The 26,052-nt window shown below is 56.5% G+C and carries 24 protein-coding genes; 15 read left to right on the forward strand and 9 right to left on the reverse strand.

The genetic code is table 11. From position 1 onward, the window contains the following. The first annotated feature begins 101 nt into the window (after nt 1-101). Nucleotides 102-1,829: a MobH family relaxase gene (gene mobH, locus B3I26_RS12515; RefSeq protein ID WP_296258046.1), complete on the forward strand. Its 1,728-nt coding sequence runs from the start codon at nt 102-104 to the stop codon at nt 1,827-1,829. A gap of 728 nt (nt 1,830-2,557) precedes the next feature. Here mobH and B3I26_RS12520 read toward each other — a convergent pair. Beyond that, nucleotides 2,558-2,890 carry a hypothetical protein gene (locus tag B3I26_RS12520; RefSeq protein ID WP_296258047.1) on the reverse strand — a complete coding sequence of 111 codons (333 nt, stop codon included), beginning with the start codon at nt 2,888-2,890 and terminating at the stop codon, nt 2,558-2,560. A gap of 114 nt (nt 2,891-3,004) precedes the next feature. Next, nucleotides 3,005-3,748, reverse strand: coding sequence for a hypothetical protein (locus tag B3I26_RS12525; RefSeq protein WP_296258048.1), 744 nt, complete (start codon nt 3,746-3,748; stop codon nt 3,005-3,007). A gap of 735 nt (nt 3,749-4,483) precedes the next feature. Here B3I26_RS12525 and B3I26_RS12530 point away from each other — a divergent pair. Continuing rightward, nucleotides 4,484-5,095 carry an alpha/beta fold hydrolase gene (locus B3I26_RS12530; RefSeq protein ID WP_296258049.1) on the forward strand — a complete coding sequence of 204 codons (612 nt, stop codon included), beginning with the start codon at nt 4,484-4,486 and terminating at the stop codon, nt 5,093-5,095. A gap of 920 nt (nt 5,096-6,015) precedes the next feature. On the opposite strand, the gene B3I26_RS28885 is transcribed toward B3I26_RS12530, so the two are convergent. After that, nucleotides 6,016-6,258, reverse strand: coding sequence for a DUF1652 domain-containing protein (locus B3I26_RS28885; protein WP_409522021.1), 243 nt, complete (start codon nt 6,256-6,258; stop codon nt 6,016-6,018). A gap of 257 nt (nt 6,259-6,515) precedes the next feature. Continuing rightward, nucleotides 6,516-7,403 carry a LysR family transcriptional regulator gene (locus B3I26_RS12535; protein ID WP_296258050.1) on the reverse strand — a complete coding sequence of 296 codons (888 nt, stop codon included), beginning with the start codon at nt 7,401-7,403 and terminating at the stop codon, nt 6,516-6,518. Between the two features lie 190 nt (nt 7,404-7,593). Here B3I26_RS12535 and B3I26_RS12540 point away from each other — a divergent pair, with 190 nt between their 5' ends. The 3 genes from B3I26_RS12540 to B3I26_RS12550 all read left to right on the forward strand — a co-directional run bounded on the left by B3I26_RS12540 (nt 7,594) and on the right by B3I26_RS12550 (nt 10,787). Continuing rightward, a complete protein-coding gene (locus B3I26_RS12540) occupies nt 7,594-8,640 on the forward strand; it encodes an Ldh family oxidoreductase (protein ID WP_296258051.1) in 1,047 nt (348 codons plus the stop codon). Nucleotides 8,641-8,651: 11 nt separating this feature from the next. Beyond that, nucleotides 8,652-9,380: an ABC transporter substrate-binding protein gene (locus tag B3I26_RS12545; RefSeq protein WP_296258052.1), complete on the forward strand. Its 729-nt coding sequence runs from the start codon at nt 8,652-8,654 to the stop codon at nt 9,378-9,380. Between the two features lie 102 nt (nt 9,381-9,482). Further along, nucleotides 9,483-10,787, forward strand: a complete 1,305-nt coding sequence (locus tag B3I26_RS12550; protein ID WP_296258053.1) for a CitMHS family transporter — start codon at nt 9,483-9,485, stop codon at nt 10,785-10,787. A 149-nt stretch (nt 10,788-10,936) separates the two neighbouring features. On the opposite strand, the gene B3I26_RS12555 is transcribed toward B3I26_RS12550, so the two are convergent. Further along, nucleotides 10,937-11,446 carry a DUF1543 domain-containing protein gene (locus B3I26_RS12555; protein ID WP_296258055.1) on the reverse strand — a complete coding sequence of 170 codons (510 nt, stop codon included), beginning with the start codon at nt 11,444-11,446 and terminating at the stop codon, nt 10,937-10,939. 441 nt (nt 11,447-11,887) lie between these two features. Then, a complete protein-coding gene (locus tag B3I26_RS12560; protein ID WP_296258057.1) occupies nt 11,888-12,682 on the reverse strand; it encodes a DeoR/GlpR family DNA-binding transcription regulator in 795 nt (264 codons plus the stop codon). Between the two features lie 172 nt (nt 12,683-12,854). On the opposite strand from B3I26_RS12560, the gene B3I26_RS12565 reads away from it, so the two are divergent. Genes B3I26_RS12565 through B3I26_RS12590 form a run of 6 tightly spaced genes read left to right on the forward strand, consistent with a single transcriptional unit; the run spans nt 12,855 to nt 19,237 of the window. Next, nucleotides 12,855-13,775, forward strand: coding sequence for a carbohydrate kinase family protein (locus B3I26_RS12565; protein ID WP_296258059.1), 921 nt, complete (start codon nt 12,855-12,857; stop codon nt 13,773-13,775). Continuing rightward, the gene (locus tag B3I26_RS12570) at nt 13,775-14,653 is read left to right on the forward strand and encodes a hypothetical protein (protein WP_296258060.1); all 879 of its coding nucleotides are present in this window, start codon (nt 13,775-13,777) and stop codon (nt 14,651-14,653) included. The genes B3I26_RS12565 and B3I26_RS12570 overlap by 1 nt, the downstream gene beginning before the upstream one ends. Then, entirely contained in the window at nt 14,653-15,396 is a 744-nt protein-coding gene (locus B3I26_RS12575) for a TSUP family transporter (protein ID WP_296258062.1), read from the forward strand. Before B3I26_RS12570 ends, B3I26_RS12575 begins: the two co-directional genes overlap by 1 nt. A 2-nt stretch (nt 15,397-15,398) precedes the next feature. After that, nucleotides 15,399-16,394 (forward strand): zinc-dependent alcohol dehydrogenase, encoded by a 996-nt coding sequence (locus B3I26_RS12580; protein WP_296258064.1) that lies wholly within the window; start codon nt 15,399-15,401, stop codon nt 16,392-16,394. A 33-nt stretch (nt 16,395-16,427) separates the two neighbouring features. Further along, nucleotides 16,428-17,789, forward strand: a complete 1,362-nt coding sequence (locus B3I26_RS12585; RefSeq protein ID WP_296258065.1) for an MFS transporter — start codon at nt 16,428-16,430, stop codon at nt 17,787-17,789. A gap of 17 nt (nt 17,790-17,806) precedes the next feature. Next, a complete protein-coding gene (locus B3I26_RS12590) occupies nt 17,807-19,237 on the forward strand; it encodes an NAD-dependent succinate-semialdehyde dehydrogenase (protein ID WP_296258066.1) in 1,431 nt (476 codons plus the stop codon). A 28-nt stretch (nt 19,238-19,265) separates the two neighbouring features. Here the strand turns inward: B3I26_RS12590 and B3I26_RS12595 are convergent, their stop codons facing one another. Beyond that, nucleotides 19,266-19,994, reverse strand: a complete 729-nt coding sequence (locus B3I26_RS12595) for a GntR family transcriptional regulator (RefSeq protein WP_296258067.1) — start codon at nt 19,992-19,994, stop codon at nt 19,266-19,268. A 150-nt stretch (nt 19,995-20,144) separates the two neighbouring features. Here B3I26_RS12595 and B3I26_RS12600 point away from each other — a divergent pair, with 150 nt between their 5' ends. The 4 genes from B3I26_RS12600 (at nt 20,145) to B3I26_RS12615 (ending at nt 24,200) form a co-directional block, all read left to right on the forward strand. Beyond that, nucleotides 20,145-20,429 (forward strand): UxaA family hydrolase, encoded by a 285-nt coding sequence (locus B3I26_RS12600; protein WP_296258068.1) that lies wholly within the window; start codon nt 20,145-20,147, stop codon nt 20,427-20,429. Nucleotides 20,430-20,431: 2 nt separating this feature from the next. Next, nucleotides 20,432-21,601, forward strand: a complete 1,170-nt coding sequence (locus tag B3I26_RS12605) for a UxaA family hydrolase (RefSeq protein WP_296258070.1) — start codon at nt 20,432-20,434, stop codon at nt 21,599-21,601. A gap of 264 nt (nt 21,602-21,865) precedes the next feature. Then, complete coding sequence (dctA, locus tag B3I26_RS12610) at nt 21,866-23,188, forward strand: C4-dicarboxylate transporter DctA (protein WP_296258071.1); 1,323 nt, start codon at nt 21,866-21,868, stop codon at nt 23,186-23,188. A gap of 22 nt (nt 23,189-23,210) precedes the next feature. Further along, nucleotides 23,211-24,200 carry an Ldh family oxidoreductase gene (locus B3I26_RS12615; RefSeq protein WP_296258073.1) on the forward strand — a complete coding sequence of 330 codons (990 nt, stop codon included), beginning with the start codon at nt 23,211-23,213 and terminating at the stop codon, nt 24,198-24,200. Between the two features lie 82 nt (nt 24,201-24,282). On the opposite strand, the gene B3I26_RS12620 is transcribed toward B3I26_RS12615, so the two are convergent. Both B3I26_RS12620 and B3I26_RS12625 read right to left on the reverse strand, forming a co-directional pair. After that, nucleotides 24,283-25,728: an NAD(P)(+) transhydrogenase (Re/Si-specific) subunit beta gene (locus B3I26_RS12620; protein WP_296258074.1), complete on the reverse strand. Its 1,446-nt coding sequence runs from the start codon at nt 25,726-25,728 to the stop codon at nt 24,283-24,285. Beyond that, nucleotides 25,728-26,051 carry an NAD(P) transhydrogenase subunit alpha gene (locus tag B3I26_RS12625; protein WP_296258075.1) on the reverse strand — a complete coding sequence of 108 codons (324 nt, stop codon included), beginning with the start codon at nt 26,049-26,051 and terminating at the stop codon, nt 25,728-25,730. Before B3I26_RS12625 ends, B3I26_RS12620 begins: the two co-directional genes overlap by 1 nt. Between the last annotated feature and the right edge of the window lies 1 nt (nt 26,052).

Here is a 26,052-nt window from a genome sequence, read left to right on the forward strand (position 1 = left end):
AGGGCTGTAAAGGTTGAAGGGGTCAATGGAAGGGGGAGCAAGGGTAAGAGGCTTATCCGCAAAAAGCAAAAGGCCCCCTCGAAACCACAACAGGTGAATCGATGAGGCATTGGTGGCGTATACACTCAAAAGGCAAAGCCGTTCCACCGGAACCAGAAACCATTGTCGACGGTATTTTTCTGCCTCAACCGGCGGAAATCCTCCTAGACGTGAAGCACCGAAAGAGACTCCTGGAGCGGATCTGGCAGTACACGGCATTGACCCCATCACAGTTTGATCGGCTGTATCTCGATCCGATTCGGCGCTACGCCAGCTACGTACAACTGCTGCCTGCCAGTGAAACTCATCATCACGCCTACCCCGGCGGCATGCTGGACCATGGGCTGGAACTGATGGCCTGTAGTTTGAAGCTGCGCCAGTCGCACCTACTACCCAGCGGCAGCGCGCCCGAAGATCAGGCCGCGCAGACCGACGCGTGGAGCGCCGCCATCGCATACGGGGCGCTGTTGCACGACATTGGCAAGATTGCCGTTGATATTCATGTGGAGTACGACGACGGCGAAGTATGGCACCCTTGGCAAGGACCGTTGGACCAGCCGTACCGCTTTCGGTACAACGCCGGCCGCAACTACCACCTGCACGGTGCAGCCACAGGGCTGCTCTATACACAGATCCTGATGCCGCCTCTGCTCGACTGGCTTAGCGGCTATCCCGAGCTGTGGGGACGACTATTGTTTCTATTGGCAAACCACTACGATCTAGCCGGCAAACTGGGTGAACTGGTCCAGCAAGCCGATCGCATCTCCACGGCGCAGAACATCGGCGCCAATCCGCTCAAGGCCTTACAAGCCCCCGCCCACTCGCTCCAGCATCACCTGCTAATGGGGTTGCGCCACCTCGTCAAAAATGACCTCAAACTTAATCAACCGGGCGCTGCAGGATGGCTTACCGAAGAGCATCTATGGTTAGTCAGCAAGACGGTGACCGACAAGCTTCGTATCTATCTTTTGGCCCAGGCTGTCGACGGCGTTCCCTCCTCCAACCTGGCAATGTTTGATGAGCTGCAATCTCATGGTCTGGTCGAGGCAACGCCTGAGGGCAAAGCGATCTGGAGTGCGAAGGTTTCATCTGCAGGATGGCAGCAGCGCTTCACCTTTTTGCGCTTGCAACCCAGCCTGATTTGGGCCGACCAGAATAGGCCGCAATTTTTTACGGGAACGGTGGAGCTGGCAGCCAGCGACGACGGGCAGCCCAGTGAACTTAATGAATTCAGACATAATGATCAGAGCGCACACACAGAGCCGAAGCCAGAGCAAAAAACAAGCGTCCAGCCTCTAGGGCAGCATTACGCCCATCTAGATGACCTCATGGACATGGTTGATGAGAAAATCGAGATAGAGGACAAACCGGCGCCACATCGCCTGCCCCCCTCATGTGATTCGCCGAGCGACGGTCCTGGACAGCCCTTTGTACAATGGCTACGGGAAGGCATACGTAACCACAGTCTGCTTATTAACGACAGCAAGGCGAAAATTCACACGGTCAACGGGACATTTTTCTTGGTCACCCCTGGCATATTTCAACACTACGTCGCCGATCACCTGAAAGCTGCTGACACTCATCAAAAACCAGATGCCTGGCGGAAACATCAACGGCATTTTGAAAGACTAGGCCTACATGAAAAACGGCCCGATGGCCAAAACATATGGACGTGTAAGGTACAGGGGCCACGTAGAACCGGTTCCCTAAATGGTTACATGCTGAAAAATGCCCGCGCGGTGCTGGGTGAACCGACACCAGACAATCCATTTCTTACGCTGATCCAATGATCCTAGTCGGTTATGCCCTGCAGTTCAACACGCTCACCCTGATCGTACCGAGCAGCATTCGTCGCACTGCTGTCCACGGGCGCCACGTCCACAATGACACCGTCTTCGGTACCAACCACGGCACGTACTACTCAAACCTGTGGCACCAATCACGATGATGTTCGTGCCGTGCGTCGACAACCTTGGCCATAACGAAGCCTAACGGATCCGGTCCGATGGGCTCAGCCGACGCCAACGGTTTAATGCTGCCGATGCTGGACCAGAGCGGGCGCTCAGCTTTGGGCTGAGGCCACCATACAGATGATAGGTCTGAACTTGTCCTTTATAGCCGTTTTGCGCTTGTGGCCATCCCTACGAGTTAATGACCATAGTAAGAAACGCTCTGTGAACTCGAAGGCAGCACTTAACGCGGATGTGATCACTGAAGACTCCACTCAGGTTGACCTAGTGTTGATCGATGTGCAGATGTCGGGGCTGCTAAATAACTTCGAGTTAGCTCAAATCATTCGGGTGTTCAAGCCTAGGCTTGCAATAATCGTGACCTCTGTTGGTTCAGCTCCGCCGCCAACCGCGCTTCCACCCTAAACCGTCGTTCTGAGCGATCCATGGTCGATCAGTGAGCTAGCGAATATGGTCTAGGAAAAGCTGCGCATTCTGCGTAAAGGCTCCACATGTTGATAATCAAGACTAGGGTTAGCCGTCTAGCCCCACTCAAGGTGCAGCCTCAACTACATTGATGCAACCGACACCACCTCTACATACCGGTACTTTTTTCTGGCCGCTTTCACCGCCTCTTGCTCAGCTAGCAACTTGCTGAGGGTATCGGCTTCGTGAATCAGCTCAAACGTTTTGCCTTCAAACTCATTGCGGACACGAAGTGTGACTCTCAGCCGGGCCGTGAAGGCTTTAGCCACCTTCTTCTTGGGAATCGGCGCCGTGGATTTCACGAACACGATCTCAGGGACGGGCTCTGGGGGTGGTGGAGCGGTAACCTGCGGCGCGGGCGCAGGGGTACCGAAAAGCGCTTGGCGCATTTCGTCTTCGGTGAGATCGGGAGTCATGCAAATTCTCGGAGGGAAGCAGTTTTCAACTCAGTGTATTCTACTGCGAATGTTGCCCGTCAGTCTTGGGATGCCGGTCGTAGCGCACCGCTTGATCGCTACGAGAGGACGAAATTACATGCAGCTGCCTTGAATAGTGGCGTCAGATTCTTTGATCAATTTGACCATCGCGCTCACCAACTCATCGTTGCCGGGCCGACCTTCGCATGCCTCAGCCAGCTTCAGCCCTATCTCACCAGATCTGCGACTGTTACGAGCCGACTGACAAACATTGGGCGGTAGGCCCTTCGACGCAGCGGCCATGCTGTTCACTTTGGCGGCAGCCTCTTTTTCCGCTGTATCGCAATCACTACTCAGGTTGATATCTCCAGCATCTGCGGAGTAATAGGTGTCGTATTTATTACTACCTCCTGTAGCAATGAGCTGCTCGGTGGAGGGCGGTTGAACTTGAGCCGCCGCAGCATTGCTGGCAGCGACAGCCTCATCCAACATTCGCCTCTCTGCATCCAGATCAAATTGGAGATTGGGAGCGTCCGCTGGACGTCGGATCATAACGCCCATGAGCGTCTTGTCTTTATCGCACCAACGAATGACGCCAGACGAAGCCTTCGCGCCACTCGGCCAAGTAGCAGTAAATCCATTAATCAAAAAACAGCCATTCTCTTGGTGCTGCTTCAGCGAATCAGTCTTGTACCGCAACGCAATGAAGCCGTCGCGCCCCGCCAATGTTCCCCCATCCTCACGAACAATGGCGCCTTTAGGGGACGTATAGATGTTCAGTAAGTATGCCTCAGGGCTCATACATCCCCCCAACGAAATCAAAGCTGAAACAGTAGAAATCTTGGTGAGCGACCCCATTACATACCCCCTCAATGATGAACCAAAGACGCGCCCCAGAGCTTAGCTTTTATTGGGTTTGCCGCCAGGTGCATCCTGAATGGTCGAGACAACACGCCTGCCAAGCAAGTGCGTTGGCAATGCAAGACCCCACGACGTAATCAGGGTCGCGGTAGGAACGGCAGTTACCTGCCGCCCCCCGCACAGATCCGTACGTGCGGAACTACCGCATACGGCTCCTGCCTCGGGTATGTGACGCGAAGCGATCCTCAGGGTATGGGTGTGCATTCTTGGGACTTGGAATCTAGAGATCGGCAAGGCGTCCGTAACGTGACCATTGAAGCCGATTACGCTGGCTGCGTCGCTTAAGGGCTTGCCGCCAGAGACGGCATACCGCCAAACGAAAACCGCCAAGACGTATCAAGTTCCCCGGTACCGCGTGGTAATTGAAGTAACCGCTCAGCACACGTTTGAGCCATTGCCCCTGAACCCGGATAAGGTCATGACGTCGGCGCCTCAACTCCTCACGGATAGCAAGAAGCGTCGCACGCATACGCTTTTTGACGGTCAGTCGCAGTACTTGGAAGTCACCCCGTCGGCTGACACTACAACAGTGGGTGAAACCCAGGAAATCAAACGTCTCCGGTTTTCTCAAACCTCGTTTCCTGCGATTCGTCACAGCAAAACGACCAAACTCAATCAGTCGTGAATGTAGACCCGCCGCGATGGCATGGTATTGGTGAGAGCAAAGGCTCTATGGAAAATCTCTCAGTGCACGACTTCGCGAAGGACGTTGCCGCGGTCGTTGAACACGAAAATAAAGGGCCAGTGGTGGTGGTCGGTCACGCTTGGGGCAACTTTCCAGCTCGCATGTTAGCCGCCGATCGCCCAGACCTCGTTCGAGGCGTGGTACTGGCCGCTGCTTCGGCTGGCAAAGTCCCACCGGGATCCACTGAGAAACCGATCAACGCTGAAATGCGCCAGGCCATTGATGGCGCTGGTGATCTACGCCTGAGCGATGAGCAGCGCCTGATCTACTTGCGCAAAGCATTTTTTGCACCTGGCAATGACCCAGCGGTCTGGCTTAACGGTTGGCATGATGAAACCCACGAGGTCGAATCCCATGCCCGCAACACAACACCGGTGGATGATTACTTTGCCGCAGGCTCTGCCCCAATCCTGGATTTGCAAGGTGAAGCAGATTCCGTGGCACCTCGGCGCTTTTCCGGCGTTCTGAAAAATATGCTCGGTGATCGAGTCCAGATCGTGGTGCTTAAAAATTCCGGACACGCCATGGCTCCTGAGCAGCCCAAGGCTATGGCCGAGGCAATTGCAGCGTTCGCGAAAACGCAGTACGCCAAAAAATGACGACCAGTGCCGAAGAACAGGCGCTTATCTAGCGCCTGTCCTTCAGGCACTTATCCCTTGAAGTCAATCTTTTACCCTCTTGGAAAACAAAAAAGGGGCCGACACATGCGTTTGAATTACGCTCTCCCCTCCCTAATGCTGGTGAGTCTGTTCGCGTTAAGTTGTCTTGCAGAGGCTACTCCATTGGTACGAACTATCACTGCCGAAAAAGTCGATGTCCACAGTCAGGCCCTCGACCAAGGCAACGGTAAAATCATCGTGATTTTGCCGTCAAAAGGTCGCGGGGCTCACGACTATGACCAGGTTGCAAGCTAACTCGCGGATAACGGGTACAGGGTAATTCGGGCTGAACCTCGCGGCGTGAATGGCAGTAAAGCTCCGATGGAGAATCTTACACCCACCACCAGCGACGATCCCATCCCCATCAACCCGGGATTAATGCCTCATGCCTGGAGGGTGTTAGCCCGTTCGATTTTGAGGAGATTACCGTTAACGATGGAGTGAATCACCCATCAGACCGAGTGAGTCGTGGCGGCAGCGAGATCGTAGGTGTCTTTCATTTTGTGCCGTCCAATCGGTGACCGCCGAATTCACCTAGCCTCCTCGCTTCCAGCCATGCCCGCCAGATAAGTTCATCTGTTTGAGCGTGTAGAACACTGCTCACCCGACTTAGGCTGAAGCTGATCATCGACGCAGAGGATGCGGCAACATGGACAGCAATCAATGCATGATTAATTGGTCAGCGGCTTTGGCTTACGTCGGAGGAGTCGCTGTATGCATTGGCTGCATGCGTGACCAGCCGATCACCTAGAGTGATGAGTCCTTTACCCACGAGGATAAGTGCAAGGCTAAGGACGAGGTGGCAGCAATGCCGTGGGCAGAGCTGCACCAGATACTCGATCAGGAACGCGGCTGAGCGCTCAACGACAGGTCACCCCCTCGCGAAACCGCTCTACCCCACCTTGCATCGCCAACTGCGCTTTCATTTCGGCAACGAAGTTGACGATCCCAGGGCACGATTTGAACTGAGACCGGGGAATCCCACCTGCAACTAGGTTCCAGCCTGGCGATTGGTCGAGCAGTTCGACTGAAAGCTCGCCGCGCGAGTCGATGATGCATTTGCATTGAAGGGGCAGGAAGTCACGCTCGATGATATGGCGCAGCTCAAGCTCAGATAGAGCCGTGGGTAACGTTACTCATAATTATCAGTGAAAAGACTCACGACGCGGGCGTGTGACGCCTAATTCTCTCGACGCCAAGGCCTCACCTTGTTGTAGCAGAAGCCCCGCTGAAGGTCGGCGATTTAAGGTATCGAAGTATGACCAGACCGTGGTTCACACCAGTTACAGACCTACCCCGAGACCAAGACGGGTTCCTCTACTTGGGCAAGTTCCACCTTCCAGATGTTCAGCGATAGCAATCACTCACGGATATCCATCAATAAATCAAAAAGAAGCTGCGCCACTGGTGATAGTGCCCTTCCCCTCCGCGATATAAGCCCTAGGGTTCTGCTGATTGATGGATCAGTCAGCGGCCGAGTCACGAGCGTGGCGTGTCCATTGGCAGGCATCGCCAATTTGGGTACGACACCGATTCCCAGTCCAGCTTCAACAAGGCTGACCAGTGCCGGCACATGTTTCACCTCACAAAACGAACGAGGTCGGACATCCCGATTAGCTAACGCCTGATCGATCAAAAACCGATTGCCACTTCCCTGCGCCAGACTGATGTAATCCGTGTTTGACAGATCGTCCCACGTTAGTGATTTCCGCTTGGCCAATGGATGACCCACTTTCAGTGCTACGACGAACGCCTCCTCCAGCAATGACTGAAACACAACCTCGGAGTCCTGAGTGCCGATGTAAGTCAACCCAAAGTCCGCTTCTCCCCTTGCAACGACCGTCAGAATGGCCGAGGACGACTCATCAATGACTCGAATACGGATGCCGGGATACTTGGCGTGGTACTGCCGGATCACGTCGGGCAGAAAGTAAGCCACCGCCGACGGGACACAGGCAATCGTCACTTCTCCGGACAGTCGATGTGACAAGTCGTGAAAGCCAATCAGCGCGCTTTCAAGTTCGTTGAGTACATTCCGGGCTTTGGGAACGAATCCTCGGCCAACCGTTGATAACTCGACGCGGCGGGTGGTGCATTCAAACAGCATTACCCCCAAGGCCTGCTCCAACTTATCAACTCTTCGAGAAAGTGCGGACTGCGACAAGTGCAGAGCCTTCGCCGCAGCGCTGAACCCCCCCAGATCAGCAACAGCTAGAAAACCTCGTAGATCCGCCAAATCAAAATTCATGCGATTTACTCATAGATTGCACTTTTATTTGCAATTTACTTTTTAATTGCCGCTTGCCACTCTGTCAACACGCAGACACATCGCAAACACGTCGATTCTGCTCTGCCGACCACCCCAATATTTCTAACCTCCGAGCCAGGTATTTGCGCAGGTACGTGCCTGCCTGTTCGGATGCAAACGAGCGTATTGAATGAACAACAAAAAAGAGCTTCACACCGTTGCCGTTGATGACCTTCGTCAAATTGGACGCAAGGCATTTGAAGGCCTAGGCCTTGCACCTTCTTCTGCCGAAAAAGTCACCAATGTGCTGGTGCTGGCTGACCTCTTCGGCTTGACCACCCATGGTCTGAGCCGTGTCGAATCCTATGGTGAGCGGCTTGAGTCAGGTGGCATCGGTGCTGCGGCTGAACCGGCAATAGAAACAGTCGCACCGGCCATCGCACGCATCGATGGGCGCAATGCGGTCGGCCCGCTGGTGGGAATGGCTGCACTGGAGACAGGTATCGAGCTCGCCAGAAAGTTTGGTATCAGCTTGGTATTGGCTAGGGGCAGCAACCACTTCGGGCCCATTTCGCCCTACTCCTACATCGCGGCTGAACAGGGTTTTGCCAGCATCATCGGCAGCAACGCGACAACGACCATCGCGCCCTCCGGCGGCAGCGACGCTCGGTTGGGAAATAGCCCATTGGGCTTCGGCGTACCCAACCCAGATGGCAGTCACTTCATGCTGGACATGGCGATGAGCGTGGTGGCTCGCGCCAAGATTCGCAATGCGCTCAAGGCTGGAGAAAGCATTCCTGATACCTGGGCGACCGACGCTAACGGGAAATCCACCACCGACCCTCGCGCAGCACTCGACGGTTTCCTCCTGCCCATTGGCGGCCACAAGGGTTATGGCCTCGCGCTGGTCGTCGATCTGTTGGCTGGGCTTCTCTCCAATGCGGCATATCTCACTCATGTGAAGTCGTGGGTTGATGCGCCGGATGAGCCGCAAAATCTCGGTCACTTCTTCATCCTCATCGACACTGCCCGGCTGGGGTCTAGTGAATGGTTGAAAGACAGAATGACCGACTTCGCATCCATTTTGCATCAGAGCCCGCCCGTTGACAGTGGGTCGCCAGTCATCGTGCCTGGTCAGATAGAACTGAAGAAGATGCAGCGCTATCTGCAGGACGGCGTTCCCGTTGACTCCGTCACCCAACGTCTACTCGACCAATACGCCAGCCGCACGGCTTGAGGGGAATAGACATGACTGTACTGAATGCAGAACTCACTGCCATCTTCGCTCCGACTGGCACACTGCGGGCTTCCATCAATGTGGGAAACCCAATTTTGGCCCGACTGGACGAGGACGGTATTGCAGCAGGTGTATCTGTCGATCTGGCCCTGGCTTTTGCGGCGGAAATCGGAATTCCCCTGGAATTACGCGTCTTTAAAAGCGCAGGAGAATCAGTTGCTGCGGTGTCTGAAGGCCACGCTGATTTCGGTTTTTTCGCTATTGACCCCGTTCGAGGAGAACAGCTCGCCTTCACCGAACCCTACGTATTGATCGAGGGTTGCTACCTGGTGCAAGAAGACTCGCCGTTACAGGACAACAACGAGGTTGATCAGACTGGGGTGCGCGTCGTGGTTGGCAAAGGCAGCGCCTATGACTTGCACCTGACACGCGAACTTAAGGTGGCCACCATCATTCGTTCCCCCACTTCGCCAACCGTCGTAGACACGTTCGTAGCCGAGTCCGCCGACGTCGCGGCTGGGGTGAGGCAGCAACTCGAGTTCGATGCGGGCCGGTTTCCGGGTTTGCGGTTATTGCCTGGCCGCTTCATGGAAATCCGCCAGGCGATGGGTGTACCTCATACCTACGGTAAAGAGGCAGCCGAGCAATTGCGCCAATTCGTCGAGCGGGCCAAGGCCAGCGGTTTTGTCGCAGACGCGCTGGAACATCACGGCATTGTCGGTGCCACCGTTGCCAGTTGAACGCCCGCGCTTGACCTGACCCTCAATCTCCTGCGGCAACGCTACCTCTAGCGTAGCGGCGGCAGGTTGACGGCACACCCAATAAAAACAAGAGTAACTGACATGTTGGCATTTCTCGGCTTATCAATGGTCGTGGTACTTACCTACCTGATCATGGCGAAGCGACTTTCGCCCATCGTTGCGTTAATCATGGTGCCTGTGGTTTTTTCGATCGTCGCAGGCTTTGCTTTGACCACCGACAAGATGATGCTCGACGGCATCAAAATGGTCGCACCCTCCGCAGCCTTGCTCCTCTTTGCGATTCTGTTCTTTGGCGTGCTGTTCGATGCCGGACTGTTCGATCCGATGATCAAAATGATCCTGAAGAAGGTGAATGGTGATCCGGTGAAGATTGCAATCGGTTCGGCGCTTCTTTCGTTGACAACCGCTCTGGATGGCGACGGCACCACGACCTACATGATTACCTGCGCAGCCATGCTTCCCCTCTATAAACGCATCGGTATGAACCCGATGATCTTGGCAAGCCTCTGCGTGCTGTCGCTAAGCGTGATGGGCGGTATGACCCCTTGGGGTGGCCCGGCGACGCGTGTGATTGCAGTCCTAGGTCTGGATGCGGCCGAGTATTTTATTCCGATGCTGCCGACCATGGCAGTGGGTGCACTGGGAGTGCTGTATACCGCGTTTTTGTTGGGGCGCCGGGAGCGAAAACGCATTGGCGTGATGAGCCTGTCCAGTGGTGGCGGTGACTGTTACATCGAATCCATCGTCGGCCATGGTGAAAACAAGAAACCGAAGATGGTGATTCCGAACCTTATTCTGGTTTTGATCGTAATGGTTTGCTTGGTGACCGGTGCGCTGCATTCGGTGATCAGCTTCCTGCTTGGATTCGTCGTCGCTCTAGTGATGAACTATCCGCGTTTGAATCTACAGAAAGAGCGCATGCTCGCCCACGCAGGCAACGCCATGGTCGTAGTGCTTCTGGTGTTCGCAGCGGGCGTGTTTGCCGGCATCTTTTCCGGCACCAAGATGGTCGATGCGATTGCTCAATTGCTAGTGAATACGATTCCTCCATCCTGGGGCCACCTTTTCCCACTGGTGGTTGCGATCACCAGCATGCCGCTGACGTTCCTGCTATCAAACGATGCGTACTACTTCGGGGTGGTACCTATCTTGGCAAACGCGGCGGCGGCATATGGGATCAGTCCAATAGAGATCGCCAGGGCGTCGGTTCTCGGCCAACCTGTTCACCAAATAAGTCCGCTGGTGGCATCTACATTATTGCTGGTCGGCATGATCGATCGCGATCTTGGAGACTTTCAGAAAACAACAATCAAATGGGCTGTGTTGCTTTCACTGTTGATGACCGGAGTTTCATTGCTGACAGGAGCGATCACGCTTTTCACATGAACGAAATCGGTGCGCGAAAGCTGTCTGCATCCCCAATTTTTTCACGGCGCGAAGACCTGCTGAACGTCGCTGTAGTAGCGATTCCCTCCACTGCGGCTGACCACGTATGTGGTCAGCGTTGTCCATTACTCTCCAAACATTCTGCCATGTCAGAATAGTGAGGAGACGAATTCAGCTACAGGCTCTAGGAGCAAGCCTGTAGATGACCGCCACCCCAGGTGGCGAGCCCACTGCTGCCCTTGGATGGGCAAGCAATCATCTACATCCATGACGACATCGGTGTGTGCTTGAGTCCAATGCGACAAGACCCGGCGTTTTGCTTTCGATATAGCTTCCCGCTGGTCTTTGGCAACCACTAAAAGACAGTCATGCGCCTCGCCAAAGGCGTGTTGTCCGTAGCCACCCAGATTGATGAGATACCGATACAGCCGAGGTGAACCAGGTAACGGAGCCAATCTGCTGAGCTCCACCCGCCAGCCCTTAACGCAATCAACTGCCATCCGCGAATCTATATGAACGGCTTTGGGGTTGCCGAACCAACCATCACGAAGCAGCGGGTACGCTTGCTCCACCGTATCGGCTACGACGAAGGCAACGTGGTGGACCTCTATCTTTGCCCGAGGATGTTGGCCAGCGACGCCAAGCAAAAAATTGGTCATCGGGTGTGGAGCGAGTCCTTATGAGTGGTTCATTGCAAGCGACTGTAATTTGTCAGAAAGCAGACGACGGCAACGGGGACGTTGTCATTAAACTGGCTCCGGAGTTCCTTCCAACAATAAGGCCCACAGCGGTGACTTTTCGAGCGTCGAATTGGAAAACGGATCGATTGTCATCAAGCCCATCCGTGACACCGAGACCCGCTCCTAAGCTGGCTTTCGGTGAATGATTGCCGGGGGCTAAGGGCCGTAGTCGGCCAATAATGAATGTTGAAATACCATATTTTAGTTAGTGTCTGTCCGTTCGCACGAGTTAATGCAAGACCGGTTGGCAGGGGCTTCCTTACGCCACCTCAAGAGTCGCTTATGCAAATACGATCCGTGGTTTAAAAGAGCGGCCCGAGCAGCAATAGATGACGCAGCCGGCATGGTCAAAAACCAGGGTCAGCCCGCAATGTCCACTTTCACCTGCTGCAGCTTAAGCACGTGAGCGAGCGGTTCGGGCAAAGGTAGATCGGTAATCAGCCTGTCTATGACTTCAAAACCGCACAGTCGCACCGCCGCAGATAGGGCGCATTTGGAGTTGTCCGCCAACAAAACCACTTGATCCGCGACCCTCATCAGCGCCAATTTAGTCTCTCGCTCGATGTCGGCCGAGACGTAGATTCCTTTCTCGTCCATTGCGGCTGCACCTAGGAAAAAGGTACGCAGACGCAGTTGGCTAGCACGCTCGGTGGTACTAGGCCCAACCATCGCACGGCTGGGCCGGTGTAAGTCGCCACCCAAGGCAATGACTTGAGCATTGCCAGCATTCATCAAAGCGTCAAGGCATGGAATGGAGTGAGTGACCACGGTGCCGACGTAGCTCGCCGGAAGAGCATGCGCCACGGCCAAGGCGGTGGTCCCTGCATCCAGCCCTATGCTGTCTGCGGGCTCGACGAACTGGGTTGCGAGTCTAGCAATCATCTGTTTGCCCGACATCTGTCTCGCGCTGCGGACCTCGAAATACTTGTCGGGAGGCAAAGTCTTAAAACTATCCAGAACAGCGGCCTCCTTAAGGCCAACCGCCCCCCTTGTGCGCTGCAGAAAACCCTGCTCATCAAGAAGTTGTAGGTCCCGACGCACTGTCATTGGAGACACGCCCAAGCTTTCCACAATATCGGGAATGGCGAGAACGCCGCGCTCGCGGAGTAATTCAAGAATGGCCTGGCGCCGCTGGGAAGCTTCTCCGTAAAGCATTTGGTACTCCTGCACACTGACGGCACCGATATTACCAACATTGGTAATATTCGTCTATTGAGCTGCACAGCCAACGCCCTAAGGCTTTTCTTTTTATAGGGTTGACATCCGTTTCGATAAAACGGTAAAAATACCAAAAGTGATAATAAAAACCCACAATTGGTAATTTGACATGACACGCACACCTCCTGTCGTGGTATTCACGGGTGTCTGTACCCTAGATACCATTGCCCAAGTCGAGCGCTACCCCGACGCAGACCAGCGTGTAGCCGCCAAAGCCATTATCACTGCTGGCGGAGGACCTGCGGCCACCGCCGCAGTTACCTGTGCCCGCTTGGGAATCAAGACTCGCTTTATTGGAGTGGTGGGGGATGACGGCGCTGGCGCACAGATCCGTCAGGACTTGGAAATGGAAGGGGTGCTTGTAGACAGTATGCTATCTGCACCAGGTCAAGCCTCTGGAGTCAGCGTGATCGTCTGCGACAGCCAAGCGGGTACTCGATCCATCTGCAATCGGCCCGGCCCACAACTTGATCTTGCGAGCCACCCACTAGCGCTGCTCCACCTTCGTGAAGCGGACTGGGTACATGTCGACCAATCCAGCTGGCGCGCTTTTAAACTAGTTTCGAGCCGAGCAAAGCTTTCGGTAGACGCAGGGAATCCCATACCTGGCTTTGATCCCGCCAGCGCCGATCTTTTTGCCCCTACCCTATTGCAGCTGCGAGCCACCTACGGCGATTTGCCTGCAAAGTCGCTATTGAAAGCAGCAATTGACCAGGGTGCACGATGGGTCGTCGCCACTGCCGGCGAGCAAGGGTCGATGGCGATAGATGCCGAAGGCAATACTTTCCGCGTGCCGGCTTTCACACAAGCACCGCTGATAAGCACTCTAGGTGCCGGGGATGTGTTTCACGGTGCCCTACTAGCTGCACGCCTGCACGGTTTGTCACCTGTCGACAGCGTGCGCTACGCAAATGTCACCGCCGCGCTGTCGTGTCGCGGCATTGATGGCCGGTCAGCCATACCGACTCACGCCGAGGTAATGGACCTGTTGTCGTCCTTGCCCGTTATTGCCCTTGAGGAGACCTTGTGATGATCCAAACCACTGCCTTTGCGCTCGATGCCTTGAAGCGACCCTCCGGTGCATTCGCCATGCTCGCCGTAGATCAGCGTGAAGCCATGCGCCAAATGTTTGCGGCGCACCAAAGCACTCCGGTCAGCGATCAGCAGGTTACCGATTTCAAGTTGCGCGCGACCAAGATCCTTACGCCCTACGCGTCAGCGGTACTAGTTGATCGTCAGTTTGCATGGGAGCAAGTTGTCGCCCGAGAAGCCGTGCATCCACGCTGTGGCCTTATCGCCGCGGGGGACGAGTTTATCGCCGGCGACGACGAAATAGTCGGGGATGTGATCATCGACCAAGCCATGATTCCAGAGCGCGTTCGTGAACAAGGTGCAGTGGCAATGAAACTATTGGTCCTGTGGCGTCCAGATGAGGCGCCTGACGCGCGAGTGGCGATGGTTCGAGATTTCGTTGCTCGGTGTCGCCGCGCCGGGTTGGTGAGCATCATTGAACCCATCTCACGAAAGCCGCGTAACGGAGGCGATTTCGATTGGAATGCCGGAGTTCATGCCGCTGCAAAAGAGTTGGGGAATCTGGGCGCTGATCTCTATAAGGCTGAAGTGCCGCTTAAGGGCGAAGGCGATGAGAAGACCTTGCGAGACGAGTGCGCGCGATTGACTAAAGCCATCGCATCACCTTGGGTTGTGCTGTCTTCCGGCGTGACACAGGATCGCTTCCCGCAAGCGGTCGAATGGGCATGTCGCGAGGGGGCCTCAGGGTTTCTCGCCGGACGCGCGGTATGGAGCGGTGTGATCGGTGCAAACGATATAGACCAGGCGCTGCTCCAAGATGCCGTGCCGCGCCTACAGCGCCTGTGTGATGTCGTTGATCGGGTTGTCGGTCAGTAGTGGACGGACTCTCTCTTGGCACTACGGTGCTAAGCCTGTGCGCCGTTCTGGTGGGCGCGACCATGCAACGGTTGTCGGGTATGGGCTTTGCACTGGTGGCATCACCACTGCTGGTTGTAAGCCTTGGGCCGCATCTGGGTGTGCTGATGGCCAACGTGTTAAGTGCATTGTCCAGCGGCCTGATACTGGCCCAGACCTGGCGTCAAGTGGACCTGCGCCGACTGATATGGCTGCTGATACCTGCACTCGCTGTCATGCCACTGGGGGTATGGACGCTCCATGTGCTGTCCCTCGGTGTGCTGATGCTGGGCATCGGAATCGTATTGATCGGTTCGCTGACGATGCTGCAATTCGGCCGGAGCATGCTCCTTCTTCAAGGCCGTACGGGTGCCGTACTGGCCGGTGCGGCGAGCGGCTTCATGAATGTCACAGCAGGTATCGGTGGTCCGATGATTGCGTTGTACGCCGCAAGTATTCGCTGGCCGCAGTCAGCATTCGTGGGCTCAGTGCAAGTGTATTTCGTGTTTACCAACTTAGTCTCACTCACCACCAAAGGTGGCCCGCCTCTGATGCCGGGCTACATCGCTGCGGGATCAGTCACGCTTGGCATCGGCTTGTTGCTAGGCAGTCGGCTCAATCGCTGGGTGCCGGTCCCTACCGCTCGACTGCTGACGTTGGGCTTGGCTTGGGTTGGTGCGATAGCAACCTTGGTTAAAGGCGTCTTTTTGCTAGAAGGACAATAAGAATGACCATTCAACAGATAATGTTCGACGACCTGGGCAGCGTCCGGGTGGCTCATAGCGATATCCCTTTACCCGCACCTCAGCCGGGAGAGGTCAGTGTAACCCCGCTATATCTTGGCATCTGCGGTTCCGACTTGCATGTGCTGCACGGCAAGCACCCATGGATCAAGCCACCACTGGTAACGGGGCACGAGGTCGTCGCGCGAGTCATCGACTGCGCGGACGACGTCAGTGGCATCGCTAAAGGTGATCTGGTAGCACTCAATCCGCTGGTGAGTTGCGGGCAATGCCGCCGTTGCTTGCAAGGTCAGGACAACCACTGCGAGCAAGCCAAAGTCATAGGCTTTCGTCTGCCAGGGGCCGGTCAGACTGCACTCAACTTGAATACGCGCCAGTTACATCGTCTTCCTCCCCAAATGGACCCGCGACTGGCATCTCTGGTTGAGCCGATCGCGGTAGGGGTTCATGCAGCACAACGCTCGGATGATCTTGAGGAAGTGCTGATCATCGGAGGCGGCACGATCGGCTTGTGCTTGCTGATGGCTTTAGGCGCACGTGGAGCGGGCAGAATCACGATTCTCGAACCCGTAGCCTCCAAGCGTGCGCTTGCACTGAAGCTCGGTGCCGCTGCTGCCTTGCCGCCCGATCAACTGGACGGCGCCGCACGGTTCACAACAGTCTTTGACTGTGTGGCGGCTCAATCCACTTTGGGCCTGGGCAGCACTGCCACTCTCGGAGGAGGCACTCTGGTAGTGGTCGGCGTGCCTGGTAGCGAGCGCTATGTGAATCTCCCACGCCTTCAGCGTTTCGAGATTGATATCCATGGGAGCGGGATGTACATCGGCGCCGATATGGAACGGGCAATTGAGCTGATCCACAACGGCAGCCTTGATGTAAGCGCTCTGATTACATCCATCGTCGATCTGAAGGATGCTGCCGAAGGTTATCGCCTAGCGGCTCAGCCCGACAGCGTCAAAGTGCTTGTACGCATGCAGTAACGCCACCTTCCATTCAAGAGGAGAACAACAAAAATGACGGCTCCTGAACAAAGCTCTGGAAGTACCCTCAGCAACGTATCAATGCGAAAGGTGGCAGCCGCCAGCCTCGCTGGTGCTGTGCTGGAATGGTACGACTTCTTCATTTTCGGCACCGCCTCGGCACTGGTTTTCGGCAAGCTATTCTTTCCCAGTGAAAGCCCTGCAGCGGGGATGATCGCTGCATTCGCGACGTTCGCCGTGGGTTTTCTTGCCAGACCGCTTGGTGGGCTGTACTTCGGGCACTTGGGCGATCGCTACGGGCGCAAGAAGAGCCTTCTGGCGACACTCCTGATCGTCGGTATATCCACCACCCTCATCGGGGTATTACCCACGTGGGAAACGGCAGGCTATTGGGCACCGGTGTTGTTGCTGGTATTACGTTTGGCCCAAGGTTTTGGCCTTGGTGGCGAATATGGCGGAGCTGCACTACTTACTATCGAGCACGCAGCCGAAGCCAAACGGGGGTTCTGGGGCAGCCTTCCACAAGCGGCTGCGTCGGGGGGGATCCTTCTTGCGACGGGGGCCTTCGCGCTGGTCAGCCAATTGCCTGAGCAGGACTTGCTGAGCTGGGGGTGGCGGTTACCTTTCTTGATGAGCGCAGTCATGTTAATCGTGGGCCTGCTCATTCGCCTGCGTATCGAGGAAACACCGGATTTCGAAGCTGCACGTATCAAAGCCGCCGCCCGACGAGACGCTTCTCCTGAACGCGCACCACTTTTTCAGTTGCTCAAGGATCACCCAGGCGCGTTGCTGATGACCATCGGAGCACGTCTGGCGGAAACGACTGCGTCCAACATCGTCAACACGTTTGCCATTGTCTATGTAACGACTCAGTTGGCCCTGCCAAAATCAGTCGTACTTAATGGCGTTCTGACTGCTGCCTGTATCGGGCTTATCATCTGCCCGTTATTCGGCGCGATGTCCGATCGAATCGGAAGACGGCAGGTTTACATGGCTGGAGCGGTATTCATGGCGCTGTTCACGGTCCCTTTTTTTCTACTACTGGGAAGCCAGAGCCCAGTATGGATATTGGTAGGGATTGTAGTGGCATATAACCTTGGGCCCACTTCGATGTTTGCTGTTCAGGCGACCTTTTTTAGCGAGCTGTTCGGCCCTGGGGTGCGCTACACGGGATTGTCCATCGCCTATCAGTTCTCGGCAATCATCGGTGGGTGCACCCCACTGATTGCGACCGGCCTGCTGCAATTGAATAACGGTAAGCCTTGGTACGTTGCGTGCTACCTGATCGCGATCTGTCTGCTGTCATTTTTCTGCGCTTGGCGCGTGCGCGGTAAAGCGAGAATTACTGCGCATGCCGAACCGCAGACCAGCGTCCGCCGCGCTCACTCACTTTGACAAGTATGGAGACTGTGATGTATTCCGATATTCAACTGCACATCGATGGCAACTGGCAGCCCTCCCGCTCAGGTAGCACCCTGAATGTTGTCAATCCGGCTACAGGAAAAACGCTGGGCAGAGTGGCCAAAGCGGACACTTCCGATCTTGATGCCGCATTGGCTGCTGCTGAACGGGGCTTCGAGAGATGGCGTCGCACCTCAGCATTCGAGCGCTATACAGTCATGCGCAAGGCAGCTCACCTGCTGCGCGAGCGCAGCGATGAAATTGCTCGTTTGATGACTCTGGAGCAGGGCAAGCCGCTCACCGAGTCACGTGTCGAAACCCTCGGGGCAGCCGACACCATCGACTGGCTGGCGGAGGAAGCGCGGCGAACCTACGGACGCATCGTCCCATCTCGCGCGACAGGCGTAGAGCAGCGAGTGCTGAAGGAACCGGTGGGACCAGTAGCCGCATTCACACCTTGGAACTTCCCCATTAACCAGATCGTGCGCAAACTTTCGGCCGCTTTGGCCGCAGGCTGCTCAATCATCATAAAAGCCCCAGAGGAGACACCCGCTTCGCCCGCCGAGTTGATCCGCACGTTCATCGATGCCGGTGTTCCGGCCGGCGTTATCGGTCTGGTTTACGGTGACCCCGCGCACATTTCAAGCTACCTCATTGCACACCCAACCATTCGCAAGGTTACATTCACAGGCTCCACATATGTCGGCAAGCAACTCGCGGCACTGTCTGGCAAACACATGAAGCGCGTGACCATGGAACTGGGTGGACATGCTCCTGCATTGGTATTTGCCGACGCTGATCTCGACGCGGCCGCCAAGCTGCTGGCGATGGCCAAGTTTCGCAATGCGGGCCAAGTTTGCATCGCCCCCACACGTCTGCTGGTACAACGCAGTGTCTACGAAGACTTCATCTCTCGATTCACCGCGCACGTAAAGGCTATCCGCATAGGTGACGGTCTGGAGTCGAACAGCCAGATGGGGCCGCTGGCCAACGAGCGCAGAGCGCCCGCGCTTGAGGCGATGATCGAGGATGCATTGAGCAAGGGAGCAACACTTGTGTGCGGCGGCGAACGCCGGCATGGACCGGGCTACTTCTTCTTGCCCACGGTGTTAAGCGACGTAACTTCGACCATGCTTGCAATGAACGATGAGCCGTTTGGGCCATTGGCGTTGATAATGCCGTTCGAGACGATTAACGAAGCGCTTGCAGAAGCGAATCGTCTACCTTACGGGCTGGCATCCTATGCATTCACCAAGGACAGCAACACCGCTCAAGCCCTAAGTGACGGGATAGAAGCGGGCATGCTGACCATCAACCATCTAGGCTTGGGGTTGCCCGAGGTTCCGTTTGGTGGTGTCCAGGATTCAGGCTATGGCTCTGAAGGTGGAACGGAAGCTGTTGAGGCGTACTTGAACGTCAAGCTCGTCACTCATCTCGCCTAAACCTGACGGTCGACCCATACAAAAACAGCTAGATGCTGTTGCTGTAGCAGTGCGCCTGTGTGCTCACCATAGACAGGCGCTTTTCCACTGGCCGCCCCTGATAATCACGTGCCAGACGGGATATCTGCAGGAGCGGCGTTCCGACCGCAACGCCCAGGGAAGTGGCTTGTTGATCGTTTGCACAAATGGCCACGATGCGTTCATCGGCATGAGCGACGGTCATGCCATATCGCTGCTGATAAAGATGATAAAGCGTGTTGGGCAGCACTTCGGGTTGTTTTTCCAGCCCCAGGAAGCGCTCGGCACAGACCAGAATGTCTTCGTAGATCGCGGGCTTGCCCTCCAGCTCACGCACCCGGGCAATGTGCACCACCTTTCCCCCTGCCGGAATCCCAAGCTCTGCTGCCTCAGCCGCACTTGCCTTGCGCAACCGGCGTTCAAGCACGATCGACACCGGCATGCTGCGCTCCCCGTCCGGGCGACAGATGTTGAAGAAACGGAACAGTGCGTGGTCAGCATCGTGTGTAGCCACGGATGTGCCCTTGCCCTGCTGCCTGACCACCACATTCTCTGCCATCAGTTCGTTCAAGGCTTTGCGCAGCGTACCGACGCTGACGCCATAAGTCGTCGCTAACGCGGTTTCGCTGGGAATGAACGTTCCTGGAGACCACTCGCCAGATGAAATCCGCTCCATCAACAGATCCTTGATCTGCCGGTACAGCGGCTGGAAGGTCGGGGCTTTGAATGGGGCTTGCACGGCGTCGTTCATAGGATTGAGTCAGTAGTGGATCGATGCGTTGAAGTATAACCCCAAAATTTAAAAAACAATCCTTTCTTGACTATCCTATATCCTATGTCCTATACAGGACTTACGGTAAATGAATGACCGTCAATGAGGAGAACAACAATGAGCATTGATTTTGTCGTCCACGACGCCGACGACGCAGTGGGCGTCGTGGTTGTCGAAGGCGTGAAAGCCGGGCAGAAGCTGACCGGGTGGGTGATGGACCAGAACACGACACTGGAATTCGAGGTTCTCAGCGACATTCCAATCGGCCACAAGCTGGCTATCCGTGACCTCCAGGAAGGCGATACCGTGGTCAAGTACGGCGTCGACATTGGCCGCGTGGTCAAGCCCATCCGCGAAGGCGAGCACCTTCACGTCCACAACGTCAAAACCAAGAGGTGGTAAGCATGGAACTCAACGGACGCACTTTCATGGGCTACCGCCGCGACAATGGCCGCGTGGGTATTCGCAACCATGTCATCATCCTGCCGGTGGACGACATCTCCAACGCAGCCGCCGAAGCGGTGGCGAACAACATCAAGGGCACTATTGGCCTGCCGCACCCTTATGGGCGTCTGCAGTTTGGCGAGGACCTGGAGCTGCACTTCCGTACCCTGATCGGCACGGGGTGCAACCCCAACGTGGCAGCCGTCGTCGTCATCGGTATCGAACCGGGCTGGACCAAGCGCGTGGTCGACGGCATCCGCGCCACCGGAAAGCCAGTAGAAGGTTTCTGGATCGAGCAGAATGGCGACCACAACACCATCTGCGCCGCCTCGCGCAAAGCACGCGAATTCGTGCAGTACGCCACCGAACTGCGCCGGGAAGAATGTGACATCAAGGAGCTGTGGGTCTCGACCAAATGTGGCGAGTCGGACACCACCTCCGGCTGCGGCGCCAACCCGACAGTCGGCAATGCATTCGACAAACTGTACGCCCAAGGCTGCACCCTGGTATTCGGCGAAACCTCGGAGCTTACCGGTGGCGAACATCTGGTGGCCGAGCGCTGCAGCACCCCTGCAGTGCGGGAGAAATTCCAGTTCATGTTCGACCGCTACAGCGCCATGATCGACCGCTGGAAGACCAGTGATCTTTCTGAATCGCAGCCGACCAAAGGCAATATCGAAGGTGGCCTGACCACCATCGAAGAAAAAGCGCTGGGCAACATTCAGAAGATTGGCCGCAAGTGTCGGGTCGATGGCGTGCTGGATAAGGCCGAAGAACCAACCGGCCCTGGCCTTTGGTTTATGGACTCGTCTTCAGCCGCCGCTGAGATGGTGACCCTGTGTGCAGCCTCAGGCTATGTCGCGCATTTCTTCCCGACCGGCCAAGGCAACGTCATCGGCAACCCGATCCTGCCGGTCATCAAGATCTGCGCCAACCCGCGCACGTTCCGTACCATGGGCGAGCATATCGATGTGGATGTATCCGGCCTGCTGCGTCGGGAAATCAATATGGATGATGCGGGCGACAGCCTGCTCGACATGCTCATGCGCACCGCCAACGGTCGCTTTACCGCCGCGGAAGCTTTGGGGCATCGCGAATTCGTGCTGACCCGTCTGTTCGAAAGCGCCTGACCCACCAGCACCGCAGCCCTCAACGGCTGCGGTGCTGTTTTACACCCTATATGCTCCCCTGCTTTCAAGAAGTCCGTCTCACAACAACCATAAATGGAGACCTTCATGAATCTGCTCGCCGCTTTGTTCTCCCCTCCAAGCCCTCGACCGCGACGACCGATCTGGCGCCTGTAGTACGTCGCGCGTGCGTTGAAAAAACAAGAACTGACACCCTGCTCTGATCGTTGCGATTGGCGTGGGGCATTCGCTCATGGAGAGACACCCGTGAAAATCCTCAAAAATCTTTATGTTCAGGTCATCATCGGTCTGGTCGCCGGCATCATCCTAGGCTACTGCTCACCTTCGCTTGGGGTCGAAATGAAACCGCTGGGCGATACCTTCATACGCCTGATCAAGATGCTGATAACCCTGGTGATTTTCTGCACTGTTGCTATCGGCATCGCGCGTATGGAAAGCCTCAAGGAACTGGGTAAGGTCGGGTTCAAGACCCTGGTGTATTTCGAGGTCATCACCTCGGTGGCGCTACTACTGGGGATGATCATCGCCAATCTGGTACAGCCCGGTGCCGGGATGAACATCGACCCTGCAAGCCTCGACAGTGGCGCCATGTCCCAGTACCTCAGTCAGGTGCATGCACAGGAGTCTTCAAGCCTGCTGACCCAGATCGTGCCGAACTCGGTAGTCGGTGCCTTCGCCAGTGGAAATCTGCTGCAAGTTCTGTTGTTTTCAGTTCTATTCGGCGTAGCACTATCGGGCATGTCCCGTCGTAGCCGGCTGGCAGCGCGTGTGATCGAGCAGTTCGGCGAGACGCTGATGCGCATTGTCAGCATGATCATGTGGCTGGCACCGATTGGCGCATTCGGGGCAATGGCGTTCACCATTGGTAAGTACGGTATTGGTGCCTTGCAGCAAATGGGTTTGCTGATCGTCTGCCTGTATGTGACCAGTCTTTTGTTCATAGGCATTGTGCTGGGCTCGATCAGCTTCGCATGCGGGGTCAACATCTGGTCACTCATCAAGTACTTTCGCGAGGAACTGCTGATCGTGCTGGGCACCTCGACGACCGAGTCGGTGCTGCCCCGACTGATGCAGAAAATGGAGCGCCTGGGTTGTGAGAAGTCGATCATCGGCCTGGTGCTCCCCACCGGTTACTCCTTCAACCTTGATGGCGCAGCGATCTACCTGACGATGTCCGCGCTGTTTCTCGCTCAGGCCCTGAACATTGACCTCTCCTGGACCCAGCAACTGGGCCTGCTGGTGATTCTGCTCATCACCTCCAAGGGTGGCGCGGGAGTTGCCGGAGCGGCTCTGATCGTGCTGACCGCAACCCTTGCCAGTCACGACATCATTCCCGTTGCTGCTATCACTCTGATCCTGGGGATCGACCGTATCCTCAACGAAGTACGGGCCTTGACCAACATGATGGGAAACGTCGTCGGCACATTGGCCATCGCCCGCTGGGAAGGCAAATTCGATCTCGCCAAGGCACGCGCCGAGCTCGCGTCGCCAAGTGCCCTTGGATCGCCGATTCCCGTTGAGGAAGATCAACCGCATCGGCCTCTGAACCTGCCTCAGGAAAATCAATGACAGTTCTCGCAAGGAAGTTCTCATGACCGTACAGATCGCATTACACGAAGCCCTGTCGTTGGCGTTGACGGCGTTGCGTCGCGCAGGGATGTCCCAGGCGTGTGCCCAGAGCTGCGCCGAGGCACTTGTGCGCGCCGAGCAGGATGGTCTGCCATCTCATGGTTTGTCGCGCCTGCCGTTTTATCTGGACCAGATAGCCACCGGTAAAGTCGACGCTCAAGCCATCCCCAGTGTCAGGATCAATGGCGCTGTGGTTCAGGTCGATGCCAGACGCGGGTTGGCGTTTGCCGCGATTGACGCAGGCTTGGACGCTGCCATCCAGGTTAGCCGGAACCAGGGGATCTGCGCCCTCTCCATCACGCGCTCCCACCATTTCGGCGTTGCCGGTCAACCTGTAGAGCGCGCAGCCCGCGAAGGTCTTCTGGCACTGGCTTTCAGCAATGCACCTGCAGCCATGGCGCCTTGGGGTGGCCGCACGCCTTTGTTCGGCACCAACCCGATAGCATTTGCATCCCCACGTCTGCATGGCGAACCCTTGGTGATCGACCTGTCACTGTCCAAAGTGGCGCGCGGTAAGGTCATGCTGGCAAAAAAAGCAGGCGCTGCGATCCCCGAAGGCTGGGCGATCGATCGTGACGGCGCCCCGACCACCGATGCTGAAGCGGCATTGGCAGGCAGCATGGTGCCCATGGGCGATGCCAAAGGTGCTGCGCTGGCGCTGATGGTGGAACTGCTGACAGCGGGTCTGGCAGGCAGCCACTTCGGTTTCCAGGCCAGTTCGTTCTTCGAAGCCGAGGGCGACGCACCCAGTGTCGGGCACCTACTGTTGCTGATCGATCCGTCACGCTTCTCCAGCGGTTACCTGGCCCATGCCGAAGCCTTGTTCCTTGCCATGCTCGAGCAACCCGGTGTTCGCCTCCCCGGAGAACGGCGGTTTGCTGAGCGGGCTGAGCGCAGTGAGTACATTCATTTGCCTGCAGCCTTGATTGACGACTTGCGCCTTCGCGGCTGAAACGCTCTCGCCGTCTTGAGTCTGCCGGCCACCACGCAACTCCCAGCAGACTCCCTCTTTTCGACAGCCTGATTTCAGGCTGTCACTCCACTGCCTTGACCATGTCTTCAATGACTTTCTTGGCGTCACCGAAGACCATCATGGTTTTGTCGAGGTAGAACAGTTCGTTGTCCAGACCGGCATAGCCGCTCGCCATCGAGCGCTTGTTAACGATGATGGTCTTGGCCTTGAAGGCTTCCAGAATCGGCATGCCGGCGATTGGCGACCTCGGATCGTTCTTCGCCGCCGGGTTGACCACGTCGTTGGCGCCGAGCACTAGCACCACGTCAGCCTGGCCGAACTCGGAGTTGATGTCTTCCATCTCGAACACCTGGTCGTAAGGCACTTCGGCCTCGGCGAGCAGAACGTTCATGTGGCCTGGCATCCGACCGGCAACCGGGTGGATCGCGTACTTCACAGTCACGCCAGCGTGGGTCAGCTTCTCGGTCAGTTCTTTCAGTGCGTGCTGAGCGCGCGCCACTGCAAGGCCATAACCCGGAACGATGATCACCGTGTCAGCGTTGGTCAGCAGGAAGGTGGCGTCATCAGCTGAACCGGATTTGACCGGACGAGCCTCTTTGCTGCCTTCTGCTGCGCCTGCATCTGCTGCGCCGCCGAAGCCGCCGCCGATCACGTTGAAGAACGAGCGGTTCATGGCTTTACACATGATGTACGAAAGAATCGCACCCGAAGAACCGACCAGGGAGCCGGCGATGATCAGCATCGAGTTGTTCAGCGAGAAGCCGATACCGGCCGCCGCCCAGCCCGAGTAGCTGTTGAGCATCGACACGACTACAGGCATGTCTGCGCCGCCAATTGGAATGATCAGCAGCACGCCGATCACGAACGCCAGGATCAGCATGACGCTGAAGGCGAACAGGCTGCCGGTGAACATGAACATCAGGCCGAAGAACAGCGTGGCCAGGCCCAGGATCAGGTTCAGCTTGTGTTGCCCTGCGAACTGTACCGGTGCGCCCTGGAACAGCCGGAATTTGTACTTGCCGGACAATTTGCCGAAGGCGATGACCGAGCCGGAGAAAGTGATCGCACCAATGGCCGCGCCCAGGAACAGTTCCAGACGGTTACCGGTGGGGATCGAATCGCCCAGGTGCGCGACGATGCCCAGCGACTGCGGCTCGACCACAGCGGCAATGGCGATGAACACCGCTGCCAGGCCGATCATGCTGTGCATGAAGGCGACCAGTTCCGGCATCTTGGTCATTTCAACGCGCTTGGCCATGATCGAACCGGCCGTACCACCAACCAGCAGGCCGACGATGATGTAGCCGATACCGGCGCTGGCGCCGTCGGTGGACAGTGCAGCCAGTTTGAACACCAGACCAATCGTGGTCAGCACCGCCAGGCCCATGCCGAGCATGCCGAACAGGTTGCCGCGACGCGACGTGGTCGGGTGCGACAGGCCTTTAAGTGCCTGGATGAAGCAGATCGCCGAAACGAGGTACAGCAAGGTGACGAGGTTCATGCTCATTACTTCGATACCTCGTCTTTAGCTTTAGGCGTTTTCTTCTTGAACATTTCCAGCATGCGCCGGGTGACCAGGAAGCCACCGAACACGTTGACGGCTGCCAGAGCCACAGCCAGGGTGCCCATGGTCTTGCCCAGCGGGGTCACGGTCAACGCAGCGGCCAGCATGGCGCCGACGATGACGATGGCCGAGATGGCGTTGGTCACGGCCATCAGCGGGGTGTGCAGCGCAGGGGTGACGTTCCAGACCACGTGGTAGCCGACGTAGATCGCCAGCACGAAGATGATCAGGTTGTAGACGCCGTGAGAGATCAGCATGTCTTCCATT

This window comes from Pseudomonas sp. UBA5706 (assembly GCF_002419965.1).
Lineage (GTDB): Bacteria > Pseudomonadota > Gammaproteobacteria > Pseudomonadales > Pseudomonadaceae > Aquipseudomonas.